Origin of the sequence: Paraburkholderia sp. Cpub6 (assembly GCF_014201065.1) — a bacterium.
Classification (GTDB): Bacteria; Pseudomonadota; Gammaproteobacteria; order Burkholderiales; family Burkholderiaceae; genus Paraburkholderia; species Paraburkholderia tuberum.
This window is the reverse complement of the sequence record NZ_JACHDM010000004.1, coordinates 210,922-225,561: the sequence shown is the minus strand read 5'-3', so window position 1 is coordinate 225,561 and position 14,640 is coordinate 210,922. Positions and strand designations below refer to the sequence as shown.

Annotated in this window: 12 protein-coding genes; 1 reads left to right on the top strand and 11 read right to left on the bottom strand. The window is 66.8% G+C overall.

The annotated features are described in order from the left end of the window. Window positions 1–5 precede the first annotated feature (5 nt). Entirely contained in the window at window positions 6–257 is a 252-nt protein-coding gene (locus HDG33_RS09960; RefSeq protein WP_184024999.1) for a hypothetical protein, read from the top strand. 128 nt (window positions 258–385) lie between these two features. Here HDG33_RS09960 and HDG33_RS09955 read toward each other — a convergent pair whose 3' ends face one another. The 11 genes from HDG33_RS09955 to HDG33_RS09905 form a co-directional block, all read right to left on the bottom strand. Then, complete coding sequence (locus HDG33_RS09955; RefSeq protein WP_184024996.1) at window positions 386–1,594, bottom strand: ABC transporter substrate-binding protein; 1,209 nt, start codon at window positions 1,592–1,594, stop codon at window positions 386–388. A gap of 103 nt (window positions 1,595–1,697) precedes the next feature. Continuing rightward, window positions 1,698–5,342, bottom strand: coding sequence for a molybdopterin cofactor-binding domain-containing protein (locus HDG33_RS09950; RefSeq protein ID WP_184024993.1), 3,645 nt, complete (start codon window positions 5,340–5,342; stop codon window positions 1,698–1,700). After that, entirely contained in the window at window positions 5,339–5,845 is a 507-nt protein-coding gene (locus HDG33_RS09945) for a (2Fe-2S)-binding protein (RefSeq protein ID WP_090807233.1), read from the bottom strand. The genes HDG33_RS09950 and HDG33_RS09945 overlap by 4 nt, the downstream gene beginning before the upstream one ends. 31 nt (window positions 5,846–5,876) lie before the next feature. Next, the gene (locus HDG33_RS09940) at window positions 5,877–7,076 is read right to left on the bottom strand and encodes an amidohydrolase family protein (RefSeq protein WP_090807235.1); all 1,200 of its coding nucleotides are present in this window, start codon (window positions 7,074–7,076) and stop codon (window positions 5,877–5,879) included. Window positions 7,077–7,110: 34 nt separating this feature from the next. Then, the gene (locus tag HDG33_RS09935; protein WP_184024990.1) at window positions 7,111–7,824 is read right to left on the bottom strand and encodes an ABC transporter ATP-binding protein; all 714 of its coding nucleotides are present in this window, start codon (window positions 7,822–7,824) and stop codon (window positions 7,111–7,113) included. Beyond that, window positions 7,821–8,630: an ABC transporter ATP-binding protein gene (locus HDG33_RS09930; RefSeq protein ID WP_184024987.1), complete on the bottom strand. Its 810-nt coding sequence runs from the start codon at window positions 8,628–8,630 to the stop codon at window positions 7,821–7,823. Before HDG33_RS09930 ends, HDG33_RS09935 begins: the two co-directional genes overlap by 4 nt. Continuing rightward, window positions 8,627–10,579, bottom strand: a complete 1,953-nt coding sequence (locus HDG33_RS09925) for an ABC transporter permease (RefSeq protein WP_184024984.1) — start codon at window positions 10,577–10,579, stop codon at window positions 8,627–8,629. Before HDG33_RS09925 ends, HDG33_RS09930 begins: the two co-directional genes overlap by 4 nt. 173 nt (window positions 10,580–10,752) lie before the next feature. Next, complete coding sequence (locus HDG33_RS09920; protein ID WP_184024981.1) at window positions 10,753–11,337, bottom strand: amino acid synthesis family protein; 585 nt, start codon at window positions 11,335–11,337, stop codon at window positions 10,753–10,755. Between the two features lie 50 nt (window positions 11,338–11,387). Beyond that, window positions 11,388–11,978 (bottom strand): amino acid synthesis family protein, encoded by a 591-nt coding sequence (locus HDG33_RS09915; RefSeq protein ID WP_184024978.1) that lies wholly within the window; start codon window positions 11,976–11,978, stop codon window positions 11,388–11,390. Next, window positions 11,954–12,892 (bottom strand): UPF0280 family protein, encoded by a 939-nt coding sequence (locus HDG33_RS09910; protein ID WP_184024975.1) that lies wholly within the window; start codon window positions 12,890–12,892, stop codon window positions 11,954–11,956. The genes HDG33_RS09915 and HDG33_RS09910 overlap by 25 nt, the downstream gene beginning before the upstream one ends. Before the next feature lie 24 nt (window positions 12,893–12,916). After that, complete coding sequence (locus tag HDG33_RS09905; RefSeq protein WP_184024972.1) at window positions 12,917–14,506, bottom strand: 6-hydroxynicotinate reductase; 1,590 nt, start codon at window positions 14,504–14,506, stop codon at window positions 12,917–12,919. Window positions 14,507–14,640: the final 134 nt, after the last annotated feature.

Sequence of the window (14,640 nt, the reverse complement as noted above, 5' to 3'; positions counted from 1 at the left end):
CAGCCATGAAGATAGTTACGGTTCGCGCTGGCACGCATATCGAGGGCGTGCACTGGATCGCCGAGTACGTCGAAGACGTCCACGAAATTCGCGTATTCCGCGAAGGGCAGGAAGTGGACGTGCACAACGCGCCGTCCACACTGTTCGGCGATGAAGAAAACGCGGGCTCGAAAAACACCGCCGATCATCGCGCGATGGAAGCGGCCGTGCTCGCTTATCTGAAGCGCTTCGTCATGGAGCACGACGCGGAAGAGTAGGTTTCGCCGACGGCAACCGCCGTTTTCAAAGCCGCCCGCTCGTGGCAAAAGCCGCTGCGAACTTGCATTCACCAACACTCGCGCGGCCATTGCGCGGCAGTCACGACGGACCGCCGCGCGCCACGTCCTCAATCCGCCGGGCGCAGTTTCTTCACCTCGGCGTCCGATGGCTGCACGCTCGCGCCATCCACATAGCGGTACGACGTCATCACACCCTTGCCGTCCTTCACGCCGGTCACGCCGACATACGCGCCCATCGTCGACTGATTGTCCTGCGCGCGGTACATGATCGGGCCGAATGGCGTCTGCACGTTGAGCCCCTTGAACGCGGCGGCGAGTTTGTCCGGATCGGTCGAACCCGCCTTCTTGATGCCGTCCGCGATCGACATCAGCGCTGAATAGCCGACCACCGAGCCCAGCCGCGGATAGTCGTGATATTTCGCCTGATACGTATCGACGAACTGCTTGTTCGCGGCCGTATCGATCGAATACCACGGGTAGCCGGTCACGATCCAGCCGGTCGGCGCTTCGGCGCCGAGCGGATCGAGGTAGTCGGGCTCGCCGGTCAGGAGCGACACCACCGCGCGATCCTTGAAGAGCCCGCGCGTATTGCCCTCGCGCACGAACTTGCCGAGGTCGGCGCCGAACAGCACGTTGAAGATCGCGTCGGGCTTCGCGTCGGCGATCGCCTGGGTCACGGCGCCCGCGTCGACGTTGCCGAGCGGCGTCGCCTGTTCGACGACGAACTGCACGTCCGGCTGCGCGGCCGTCAGCAGCTTCTTGAAGGTCGCCACCGCCGATTGCCCGTACTCGTAGTTCGGATACACGATCGCCCAGCGCTTCTTCTTCAGCTTCGCGGCCTCGGGCACCAGCATAGCGACCTGCATGTAGGTCGAAGGACGCAGACGGTACGTGTATTTGTTGCCATCGGCCCAGACGATCTTGTCGGTCAGCGGTTCGGCCGCGAGGAAGAAGATCTTCTTCTGCTTCGCGAAGTCGGCGAGCGCGAGGCCCGTGTTCGACAGGAAGCCGCCGAACAGCACCTGCACCTGCTCGCGCGCGATCAGCTCCTGGGCGACGCGGATCGTGTCGCCGGGGTTGCCGTTGTCGTCGCGCGAAATAACTTCGAGCGGCTTGCCGAGCACGCCGCCCGCCGCGTTCACCTGCTCGAGCGCGAGATTCCAGCCTTGCTTGTAAGGCCCGAGAAAGGCGGGTTGCGCCTTGTAGCTATTGATCTCACCGATCTTGATGGTCTGCTGTGCGCTCGCGCCGAGCGCGGCAAACGAGCACACGGTCGACACCATGAGGCGAGAGATCCATCCTGCGCGCGTGGTCATGCGTTTCTCCGTTATCAGAAGGAATGGTGGTTTTAGTCAGACATGCGAACGAGCGGACGTGCAAGCGCGTGGACCTGCGCACCTTCGGACGACGGCTGGCGGCTCATTGCTCGCGCGGTTCCGCGCGGATTCTGGCCACGTTCGCGGCGACGTCCTGCCATGCCGGCTTGCCGCCCGCGAACTGCCCGCGCAGGAACGACACGAGCTCGGCGACCTGGGCGTCGTTGAAACTGTCGCGGTAAGCCGGCATCGTACCGAGTTCGGGCCGCGCAGGCGAGTCGATGCCGTCGAGAATCACGCGAATCAGGTTGTCCGGCGTCGCGCCGTGCAGGTTCGTGTTCAGCGCCAGCGACGGATGTGCGCCGAACAACTGAGGTCCGCTGCCGGTGTGATGGCAAGCGGCGCACGCGCCGTCGAAAAGCCGCGCACCCGCCGTGACCGGCGCGCCCGTCATCGCGCTGGCCTGTTCGTATTCGCGCGCGGTCGCGGCCGGATCGGCGTTCGGCTCCAGCGGATTGAGCGACGCGAGATAGACGGCCATCGCGCGGATATCGCTGTCGGGCAGCGCCGCCAGATCGCCGATCACCGGCGCCATCGGCCCGGCCGCGACGCCGTGCAACGGCGCGTGACCGTCGCGCAGATAGCGGAACAGTTCGTCCTCGCTCCACGGTACCGGCGCATTCGACAACGCCGACAGCGCGGGCGATTCCCAGCCCTCGGCGCTGCCTCCGCCCATGAACGCCGCGCCGGTTTTCTCGGCGCCGAACGCGTTGCGCGGCGTGTGGCACGCGCTGCAATGGCCAAGGCCATTCACCAGATACGCGCCGCGATTCCATTGCGCGCTCTGCGCGGGGTTGGCGGTAAACGCGGTGCGGCCGAGAAACATGCCGTTCCATGCAGCCATCAGCGGACGCACGCTGAAAGGAAACGCGAGCTTCGTTTCGGGCGGCCGGCTGCGCACCGGCGTTTGCGACATCAGATACGCGTAGAGCGCGTGCAGATCGTCATCGGAGATGTTCTGGAACGACGTGTACGGAAACGCCGGATACAGCCGATGACCGTCGCGGCTGATGCCGTGCCGCATCGCGCGCACGAACGCTTCGAGCGACCAGTGGCCGATCCCGGTCTGGCCGTCGGGCGTGAGGTTGGTGCTGTAGACGATGCCGAACGGGGTCGCGAGCGGCTTGCCGCCGGCGTTCGGCACGCCGTTGTGGGCGGTATGGCAAACCGCGCAATTGCCGAGCGACGCGAGCAGCTTGCCGCGCGCGACCAGTTCCGGCGCGAACGCGCTTGCAAGCGGCGGCGTGATCGGCGCAAGCGGCGCGCTGGAAACCGAGGCGAACGACAGCGCGCCAAGCCAGCCGACCGCGCCCGCGGCCAACCAGCCGAAAAAGCCGCGCCGCCAGCGCTTTTTCCTGCGCGCCGCCGCGTCTTCCGCCTGCGCGTCGGCGAGCGCGGCGCGGATCTTTTCCGGCGTGAACGGCGGGCGACGGAAACGCACCCCCGTCGCGTCGTACAGCGCATTGGCGATGGCGGCCGCGCCGGGCAGCGACGCCGACTCGCCCGCGCCCATCGGCGGCTCGCCGTGGCGCGGCATCATCACGACGTCGATCACCGGCACTTCGCGGAACGTCAGGATCGGATACGCGCCCCACTCCTGGCTCGTCACCGCGTTGTCGCCGAACCTGACCTGCTCCTTCAGGGCGCGGCTCGTAGTCTGGATCACGTTGCCGTGAATCTGGTGACGCACGCCATCCGGATTGACCATCGTGCCGGTGTCCTGGCCGACCACGACGCGCGTGACCGCCAGTTCGCCGCTGTTGCGATCGACTTCGACGTCGGCGACCCACGCGGACCATGCGGCGCCGAACCCCGGGAATTTGCTGTGCACGTAGCGCGCGTACGCGATGCCGCGGCCGCGCGCGATGTTGCCGTCTTCGTCGTCCTCGCCGCGCGTTCTGAACGCGGGTTCGCGCGGTTCCCACCCGGCTTTCGCCGCGACCGCCTTGACGAGGTCGATCGCGCGCGGATCGGTCAGATGCCTGAGGCGGAATTCGACCGGATCGACGCCGGCCTGCTCGGCCAGTTCGTCGATGAACGACTCGTGCGCGAACGTGTTCGGCAACGCAGACACACCGCGCAGCCACGCGGCGCGCACGATCGGCGGCGTGTCGTCGCAGACGATGCGCATGCTGCGATAGTCGTACGGCGGCACGGCCGTGCGGTCGCCCATCTCGAACACCTGCGGCTGCGCGGGAATCGTGCCGGTCAGCAGCAGCGCGAGCGTGGGGGCGTCGTTCGACGGATAGCGCGTCGCAAAGTCGTAGGCGGCCAGTTCGCCTTCGGCGGTGAGCGCGCCGCGTACGTCCATCAGTTGCGCGGCGCCCTTCGGTTCCCACGCGTGTTCGTCCTCGCGCGATAGCTGCACGCGCACCGGCGCGCCGACCGCGCGCGACAGCAGCGCGGCGTCGGCGGCGACGTCGTCCGCGCAATTGCGTCCGTAGCAGCCCGCGGCATCCATCCGCACGATGTCGATGCGCGCTTCGTCGAGCGTCAGCAATAACGCGAGGTCGGCGCGCAGCGAATGCGGGTTCTGCGTGCCGGACCAGATTTTCAGCTGCGTGTCGTCGCCGTCTCCGTTGCGATAGTCCGCGACCGCGCACGACGGGCCGATCGATGCGTGCATCTGGAACGGCCACACGTAAGTGCGTTCCAACGTGCGCGACGGGTCTTGCGCGAGCGCCGCATCCACGTCGCCTTCGATCACCAGATCGCGCCGCGTCGCCGGATTCGCGCGCAACGCCGCTTCGACCTGCTCGCTCGTGTCGAGCGGCGGCAGGCCATCGACCGTTTTCCAGCGCACGTCGAGCCGCTGCGCCGCCTGTTGCGCAATCTCCTCACGCTCGGCGACGATACCGACGAAATCGCGAATCACGACCACCTTGACGATGCCAGGCAAATCGCGAATCGCCGCTTCGTTCACTTCCAGCAGGCTGTGCCCGATGAACTCACCCTGCGCGACGCCCGCATAAGGCGGCCGCACCACGCGTCCATGCAGCATGCCGGGCACGCGCACGTCGTGCACGAAGCTCAGCTCACCGGTCGCCTTCGCGGGAATGTCGACACGCGGCGCGCTTTTACCGACGACGCGATACGCGTGCGGCGGTTTCAACGGCGCATCGGCCGACAGCAGCAGTTCGACACGCTGGCCTTTGATCAGCTCGCCATAGTGAATGCCCTGCGCCGGGTCGCCATCGCGTGGAAACACGCGGCTGTCCTGCACGTCGAGATCGTTCGCGTCTACATTCAGGCGCGCGGCCGCTTGCGCGACCAGATACTGACGCGCTTGCGCCGCCGCCTGCCGCAGCGGCACCGCCGAAATCTGGATCGTCGCGCTGGCGATCGTCGGTCCCTGGTTCGGCGTTTCGCCGGTATGGCCGAGCACGATCGATACACGCGTCAACGGCACATCGAGTTCTTCCGCGACGATCTGCGCGAGCGCGGTGCCGATGCCGGTGCCCAGGTCCACGTGACCGTTGAACGCGACCACGCTGCCATCGTCTCGCACGACCAGAAACAGATCCGCCTCGCTCGGCACGAACGAAGAACGCGAACCCGGCTGGCCGCGCGCGGCCTTGACCGGTGCATGCGGCGGCCGCGCGACGATCAGCACGCTGTGCGCGTCGTACAACTGCTTGCGCGACGGCGTCGCGCCACGACGATCGACGCTGAAGTCCGGCCCGGTCATACGCGCGCTCCGTCGTCCACGTCCGTTTGCGCGTCGAGCAATTGCGCCGCGCGCTGCACCGCGCGCACGATCTCGACATGCGTGCCGCAGCGACACAGATTGCGCGACAGCTCGCGCTGGATCGTCGCGACGCTCGGATGCGGATCGCGATCGAGCAGCGCCTTCGCGGTCATGATCATGCCGTTCAGGCAGTAGCCGCATTGCGCGGCCTGTTCGTCGATGAACGCCTGCTGCACCGGATGCAACGCGGTGCGCGTGCCGAGCCCTTCGAGCGTCGTGATCTCGCGGCCCAGCGCAACTTCGGCGGTCGTCACGCAGGCGCGCGTCGGCATGCCGTCGAGCAGCACGGTGCAGGCGCCGCATTCGCCGAGACCGCAACCGAACTTCGGCCCGTTCAGCGCGAGATCATTGCGCAGCAAGTAGAGCAGCGGTGTCTGCGCCGCCGCGCTGACCACATGCGTCGCGCCGTTCACCTTCAGCACGAGCTGCGCGGCGCGGTTCATCATGATGCGAGCACCCTGTCGCGCCGCGCGTTCACAGCACCACCGGCACTTCGGTCGCGGGCGGCGTATTGCGGCTGCGCCGGCAGCGGATCAGACCATCGATCATCACCATCCCCACACCCGGAATATCGCCGAGCTGCACGCTTTCGAGCAGCGTGTCGGCGGCCGTATGCTGCGCGCGGTCCATGAACACGAGATCGGCGGGACGGCCCACCTCGATCAGCCCCTGGCGCAGGTGGCGCTGCCGCGCGGTATTGCCGGTCGCAAAGCAGAACGCGATTTCGGCGGGGACGTCGGCGAGGCTCGAGATCAGCGCGATCATGCGCAGAATGCCGAGCGGTTGCACGCCGGAGCCGGCTGGGCTATCGGTGCCGAGAATGATCCGATGCGGGCATTTCAGTTCGATCGCATGGCGCGCGGTCAGCAACGCGATCCGCTCGTTGCCGTTGTGGACGATTTCGAGCGCGCGGCTCGACTGCTCGCACAGATCGCACACGTGCCGGTACGACAGCGACGTATGGCCGCCATTGACGTGGCCGATCACATCGGCATCGGCGGCGAGCACCACGTCCCGATCGATCAGGCCAGAGCCCGGAATCGACGGACCGCCCGTGTGAATCGTGCTCTGGATACCGTACTTGCGCGCCCACGCGACCATCTGTTGCGCTTCCTCGCCGCCCTTCACGCTGCCGAGGCCGACTTCGCCGAGCAGCTTCACGCCGGCCTCGGACAGCTCCTTGAAGTCCTGCTCGACCATGCCCTTCTCGATCACCGGCGCGCCCGCCAGCACCTTGACGCCGCCGCCGACGCCGGCCGCGCGCATGCCGTCGAACGAGCGCTGCGCGGTGATCGCGAGCGCCTTCACGCCGAGCACGTCTTTCGGACGGCCAGGCAAATGCACTTCGCCGGCCGAGATCATCGTCGTCACACCGCCGTTCAGATTCGACTCGATCCAGCCGAGCTGATTCTGGCGCGGCGTCCAGTCGCCGAACACCGGATGCACGTGCGAGTCGATCAGGCCCGGCGCGACCGTCGTGCCCTTGCAGTCGACCGTCGTGCGCGCGCCTTCGAGATCGCAGTCTTTCTCGCGGCCGAGCGCGACGATCACGCCGTCGTCGATCACCAGCGTGTCCGCGTCGAGAATCGGCTGATCGATATCGCCCGACAGCAGCAGCCCGATATTCGTTACCGCGACCTTGCCCGACAAGCCTGTCAACGTCTCTGCCGCCATCTGCCTCTCCTTTCGCCGACACTACCCGATGAATTCACACGCTCAGATAAGCGCGCCTCACTGTTTCGTTCCGTGCGAGTTCGCCGATCTTGCCGCTGAAACGGATCTGCCCTTTCTCGAGCACATACGCGCGGTCGCTGACCAGTTCGGCGAAGTGCAGATTCTGTTCGGATAACAGAATGGATAGCCCTTCGCGTTTCAGTTCGAGAATCATGTTCGCCATCTGCTCGACGATCACCGGCGCGACGCCTTCGGACGGTTCGTCGAGCAGCACCAGATACGGATTGCCCATTAGCGTGCGCGACACGGTCAGCATCTGCTGCTCGCCGCCGCTCATCTGGCCGCCGGGGCGCTTCGGCATTTCGCCGAGATTCGGAAACAGGCGGAACAGCTTGTCGGGCGTCCATTGCGGCGCGCCTTCGCGCGGCGGCTGGCGGCCCGTGTCGAGGTTTTCCATCACCGTCAGGTCCGCGAACACGCGGCGGTCCTCGGGCACGAAACCGACGCCCATGCGCGCGATCCTGTACGGCGCGAGCGCGCTGATGTTCTGGCCGCGAAACGTCACTTCACCGTGGCGGCGCGGCAGCAGTCCCATCACCGCTTTCATCGTCGTCGATTTGCCGGCGCCGTTGCGGCCCATCAGCGCGACCACCTCGCCGCGGCCGACTTCGAGGCCGACGTCGAACAGGATGTGGGCGCGACCGTAGAACGCATTGAGGCCGGAGACTTTCAGCATCGGTTCGCTCATTGCAATGCTCCACGATCCTGCGCGCTGCCTGACGCGTCTTGCAGTGGCGCGTGCGGCCGGAACGTCTTGCCGGTGCCGAAATAGACCTCCTGCACGCGCGCGTCGTTGCGGATCGTGCCGGCGTCGCCCTCGGCGATCAGCTTGCCGCGCGCGAGCACGATCATCCGGTCGGCGTATGCGAATACGACGTCCATGCTGTGCTCGGTGAACAGCACGCCGATCTTGTGTTCGGTCACCAGCCGCCTGGTCAACGCCATCAATTCGTTGCGCTCCTTCGGCGCCATGCCGGCGGTCGGTTCGTCCATCAACAGCAGCTTTGGCCGGTTCGCGAGCGCGATCGCAAGCTCGACGCGCTTCACGTCGCCATACGCGAGCACGCCGCACGCGCGCTTCGCGTGCGCGCCCATGCCGACCTGTTCGAGCAGCGCGAACGCTTCGTCGGCATGGTGCGAGCCCGCTGGTTTCCAGAGGCCGAAGGTCTTTTTCTCGCGCGACACCAGCGCCATTTGCACGTTTTCGAGCACCGTCATCGAGTTGAACGTCGCGGCGATCTGGAACGTGCGGCCCACGCCGCGCCGCCAGATATCGCGCGGCCGCATGCCGACGAGTTCATGACCGTCGAGCAGAATCGAACCCGACGACGGCTGCAACTGGCCGTTGACCATGTTGAAACAAGTCGATTTGCCCGCGCCGTTGGGGCCGAGCAGCGCCAGCAGTTGACCCGCTTCGAGATCGAATGAAACGTTATCGACCGCCTTCAGTCCTCCGAACGATCTCGACAGACCGCTTACGCGCAGCAGGCTCATAGCCCCTCCTTGACCGCGGCGGCCCGTTGCGACGGCGACGCGGCGCCGCCGTTGGTCTTGTCGGCCTGATCGCCGTTCGCGTCGCCGAAACGCTCGCGAATGAAGCCGACGATACCCTGTGGAAACGCGATCACCAGCAGCAGGATCGCGAGGCCGAGCAGCGCCTGCCAGTAGTCGGTCTGGCGCGCGACCGTGTCCTGCAGCCACGTAAACACGGCCGCGCCGACGATCGGCCCGCTCAACGTCTGCAAGCCGCCGAGCAGCACCATCACGAGGCCATCGACCGAGCGGCTCACGCTGATCACTTCGGGCGAGATGTTGCCCTTCGAAAACGCGTACAGCGATCCGGCGAGTCCGCAGAACAGCGCCGCAATCACGAATGACGCCCATTGCACCCGCTTCACGTCGATGCCGATCGCCTCGGCGCGTAGCGCGGAATCGCGCGACGCGCGCATCGCATAGCCGAGCGGCGAGAACAGCATGCGGCGCAGCAGCCACACGCCGAGCACCGCGCACGCGAGCGTCAGGTAGTAGAACGCGACCGGCGAAGACAGCCAGTTCGACGGCCATAGACCGAGAATGCCGTTGCTGCCGCCCGTCACGTCGTCCCACTGGAACACGACCGACCAGACGATCTGCGCGAACGCGAGCGTCAGCATCGCCAGATAGACACCGGACAGGCGCACGCAGAACCAGCCGAACACGAGCGCGCCCACCACCGCGAGCAGCGGCCCGAGCAGCAACGCAGCTTCCATCGGCAGATTCAGCACCTTCAGAAACAGCGCCGCGCCGTAAGCGCCAAGTCCAAAGTACGCGGCATGGCCGAACGAATGCAGGCCGCCCGGACCCATGATGAAATGCAGGCTCGCCGCGAACAGCACCGCGATCAGGATTTCAACCAGCAGCACCGGCATATACGGAAACGCGTTGGCCGCGAGCGGTGCCAGAACCAGCACCAGCAACACGAAGGCGGCCAACCCCTTCAGACGCCTGCCCGCCGGACGCAATGGCGTTTCCGGCGTACCCATCGCGCGCACCGCGGCGCTCGCGCGGCCGAGCAGACCCCAAGGCCGCACCACCAGCACGACCGCCATCACGACGAATTCGGCCACCAGCGTGAAGCGGCTCAGCGATAAACCGATGCCGAAGATCGTCACGTGCCCGATACCGATGCACAGCGCCTTGATCTCGGCGATCAGCAACGCCGCGACGAATGCGCCCGGAATCGAACCCATGCCACCGACCACGACGACCACGAACGCATTGCCGATCGTCTCGAGGTCGAGCGACAGGTTCGCCGACATGCGCGGCCCTTGCAGCGCGCCGCCGAGTCCCGCGAGAAACGCGCCGACGAAGAACACGCCGGTAAACAGCCACGCCTGATTGATGCCGAGCGCGCCGAGCATCTCGCGATCCTGCGTCGCGGCGCGCACGAGCGTGCCCCAACGCGTGCGCGTCAACGCGTACCACAGCAGCAGCAAGACGACCGGACCGATCACGATCAGCGCGATGTCGTACGTGGGCAGCGGATGGCCGAGAAAGTCGACCGCGCCCGCGAGATGTGGCGCGCGCGGGCCGAACAGATCCTCCGGGCCCCAAAGCCATAGCGCGGCGTCGCGAAAGATCAGCACGAGCGCAAACGTGGCGAGCAGATGGAATAACTCCGGCGCCTGATAGATCCGCCGCAACACGACGATTTCGACGAGCGCGCCCAACACCGCGACCGCGAGCGCGGCGGCGAGCACCGACAGCCAGAAGCCGCCCGCCGTGTGGCCAAAGCGGCTCGCGATGCTATACGCGACGTAAATGCCGAACATATAGAACGAGCCGTGCGCAAAGTTGACGATGCGCGTCACGCCGAAGATCAACGACAAACCGGCGGCGACCAGAAACAGCGTCGACGCGTCGGCGAGTCCATTGACCAGTTGTACCAGCAGATTCGAAAGCATCGCGACCCTCGGCAGCTCGCCGAACGGCGCGCGCGCAACATGCGCAGCGGCCCGATCGGCGGACGTTGCAGCGCGGGCGGCACCATGCGCGCCCGCGTCAACGGCAGGACACTACCAGCGAAACAACCCGCAAAACAAGCGACGGCAAACAGGCGGCTGAAAAAAACGATCGCTCAGCGCAGGCCGTCCTCGCCTTTGATCTCGTTCGCCTGCAAGCCGCCGATGCGCGGCAGCGGCCGGCCCGACGCGGTCACCGCGACCGCCACGACGATTTCGTTCGCGCGCGGCGCATCGGCCACGCGCGCCTCGATCGCGTCGAAATGGCTGCGCACGTAGGCGGCGTCCTTGTGGCCGAGCGGCACGTCGATCGCGGTGCCCAGGGTGCCGATCTTCTTCGCCGACGGCACCAGCGCCGCGCCCTTTTCGACCGCCGCGCGCAGCGGCGCGCCGAGCTTCGGATGCAGGATCGCGGCCGCATGTTCGAGCTCGCCCGCCTCGCCGACGATCGCCGCCTTGCCGTAGCTTTGCGCCTCCCCGGGCGCGATGCCCAACGCCTCGACGCAGCGCTTGCCGAGCAGCGCGCCGAGTTCCTCGCCAGCTTCGATCAGCGCGTCGAGCTTCGCCTCATAGCGGCCCGCATACGGATTATCGATCACCGCGATCGCGACCGCGCGGCGCGCGGGCGGCTCGACGGTCTGGCCCATTTCGATGCGTGTTTCGTCGACCTGCACGACCAGCTTGCGAAGCCTGATTGCCATTTGCGCTCTCCGAGTTCCGTTGCCTTGCTGTATGGTTGCCGCGCGCCGCTTCAGCGCAAGCCATCCTTGCCGACGATCGCCTCTTTCGCGAGGCCGCCCACCCGCGCATGCACGCGCTGCCCCGTGCTCATCACGAGGATGTAGACGATCTCGTCGGCGGCGGGCGCGCCGGGCACGCGTACTTCGATCGCATCGAAGTGGCTGCGCACGTAGCTCGCGTTGACATGCGTGAGCGGCACGTCGAGCGCGGTGGACGGCGCGCCGACCTTCTTCGTCGACGGCACGATCGCGTGGGTCGGCACGCCGTGCTTTTCGAGCAGCTCGCGCATCGCGTAGCCGCCGGGCACATGCCATAGCGCGCCGTGCTCGAGTTCCCCGCGCGCGCCGACGATCGCGCCCTTCCCATAGCTTTCGATCGACGCATGCGGCACCGCCATCGCCGTCAGCAGCCGCTGCGCCATCTCGAAGCCGAGCGGTTTCAGCGCTTCCATCGCGGGTTCGATTTTCGGCTCGTAGCGGCCCGCGAACGGATTCGTCATCACCGCGGCGATCGCGCCTCGTCTGAGCGGCTGCGCGGGCGCGGGGCCGAACTCGTGGAAGATGTCTTCGACGTGCGTCAGCACGCGGCGTATTTCGAACACGGAGCCTCCGTTGTCAGTGAAGCGCGCGTGGCGGACAACGCGCGTGAATCGTCGATGCCGGTGACCCGCGCCCGCCCTTGCAGGAACAGCGCGGCGCCTTCGATCAAACCCTGGCCGCGCAACCGCTTCGCGACATCGACGCCGCGCGCGAGCGCGGAGTCGATCAGCGGCTGCGGCAGACGCGGCACGTCGACGGTCACCAGCAGATCGCCGAGATCGCTATCGTCCTTCAGCGACGACGCCGGACGCCGCACGATTCCCGCATGGTCGAGATCGACCGCGTTCGCGATCATCGTCGCGGCGGCGTCGGCGCTCGCGGCATCGCGCGCGAGCACGGTCACGCTGTCGGCGATGCCGAGACTGAAGCTGCGGCCGCGCCAGCCGCTCGTCGCGACGCCGCGAATCGGCTGCCGAGCGTCGAGCGTCAGATGCGCGTCGAGCGCAGGGTCGTGCGCGAAACGCGTGCCCGAAATTTGCGCGAGGTCCGCCAACACGCCCACCCGATACTGCTGCCCCGCCGCGAGGTGCAGGGCGATGTCGCCGCCGTTGTTGATGAACGCACGCGCGATGCCGTCGCGCGCGAACGCGGCGATCAGTTCGTCGGCGACGCTGCCCGCGACCGCCGCCATCGGCGTGATAAAGCTTGAACGATGCGGATGACACGCACGCCACATACGCGTCGCGACCGGCCCTCGAAGCGGGCAATCATGTCGTGCCGCCACAACCTGCACTGGTTGCCGAAGCACGTTCAGTTCGCGGACCAGCTCCTCCAGCACAGGACTGAAGCGCTCCCAGCATGCGTCATATGCGGCACGCACCGCGTCGGGCTCGCCGTCGGCGCCGAGGATCAGGTCGATCGGCCCGTGCTGCCAATGCCAGCGGTGTTCGTCGAGGCGGGTTCGGGTGGGGGTCATCGTGTGATTTTTTGGTCAGGGTGCTTAACCGGGCATTGCAGGCGGCCACGGATTGTCCGGATCGCGAGCCAGCGTCCGCCGCGCGAGCGGCGCGCCTTCCGTATGCGTCGGCCCGCTCGCGAGCACGCTCTGCAACGAGCGCACCGCCTCGACGTGGCCGCCGAGATCGCGGTACGTGTCGTACGTCATCGTGAATTCGATCGGCGCGACGAGCGCCGGTGTCGGCACCGTGCCGAACGAGCGGTCCGGCATGCGCGTCACGTCGACCATCACGGTGATGCCGCCGCCCGGCCACACATAAGCCGGCGCGCCGCCGCAGGTGACGTTGACGAGCTTGCGCTTGATCGCGCGCGTGAGCAGCACCGGATTCTCGGTCGCGCCGGCGCGCAGACTGCCGCCCGCGCCGCCGAGAAACAGCACCGTCGCGAGCGACGGCTCGCAGTTCTCGCCGATCCGCTCGACCGTGCGGCGCACCGCGTCGGGCATCGGCGCGATGCGCGGCACGAGCTGTGCGTCGAGTTCGTACCATTGCGCGTGTTCGCCGGTCGTCGAGACCATCAACACGCGCATGCCCGGCTTCGCGACCGACGGATCGAATCCTTCGACGATCGCGAGCGGGTCCTGAATGTCGGTGCCCCCCCAACCGATGCCAGGATTGGCAACCTGGAAATAGCGGCCCGGCGTCGATTTGCGGCCGCGTATCTTGAGTCCCGAGCGCGTCATGCCGAGGCAGCGGCCCGCCTGGTGCTCGGTCAGTACGCCCGTAATGTGATCGTCGACGACCACCACCTCATCGACGTGGCCGAACCATTGCTTCGCGAAGATACCGATCGTCGCGGAGCCGCAGCCGACGCGCATGCGCTGCTCCTCGACACCGTCGACGATCGGCGCGACGCCGGCGCGAATCACGAGACTCGCGCCGCCGTCGATACCAAGCTCGACCGTCTCCTTGTTGCCGAGCGCGAGCATCATGTCGCAGGTCACGCGGCCTTCTTTCTTGCTGCCGCCGGTCAGATGATGGACGCCGCCGAGGCTCAGCATCTGCGAGCCGTATTCGGCCGTGCTCACGTGACCGACGATCTCGCCGTCGCAGCGCACGTTGGCCTGTTCGGGGCCGAGAAAGCGGTCGGTGTCGATCTTCACCTTGAAGCTGCAATAGCTGAAGATGCCTTCGGTGACGACGGTGACCATGTCGACGTCGTCGAGCTTCGACGCGACGATGAACGGCGCGGGCTTGTAGTCGGGATAGGTCGAGGAGGCACCGACGCCGGTGACGAACAGCGCGGGTTCGGTGGTGCCTGGGTCCGCGGCGGGGGCTGTGCCGAATTCGATCGCCGCATTTGCCGCATCGGCGTCGGCATCATCCGCACGCGACAGAAACACCACCGGATCGACGCGAATCAACCGCCCATCCGCATTCGCATAACGGTCGCACGCGCCGGTGCGCCCTTCCGAGATCTGGCACAGCACCGGACACGCATTGCATTCGATCTTGTTCGCGGCCATGCGCTCGCTGCGCGGCGCCGACTTTGCGAGCACGGTCGGCCCCGGCGTCGATGCGGTATCGCGATCGACACTCTCTGCACCGAAATCGACCTTCGTATGTTCTGTCATCGTGGGGTTCCCTACGACATCACAGGCGCGACATGACTGGCGGTGCTGCGTGGTGCGCGAATCGTCCCGGTTTCAGGGCACTTCCGCGTGGGCCGCCCATTTTCATGTTGCGGTCACTCACCGTTCATGTAGTA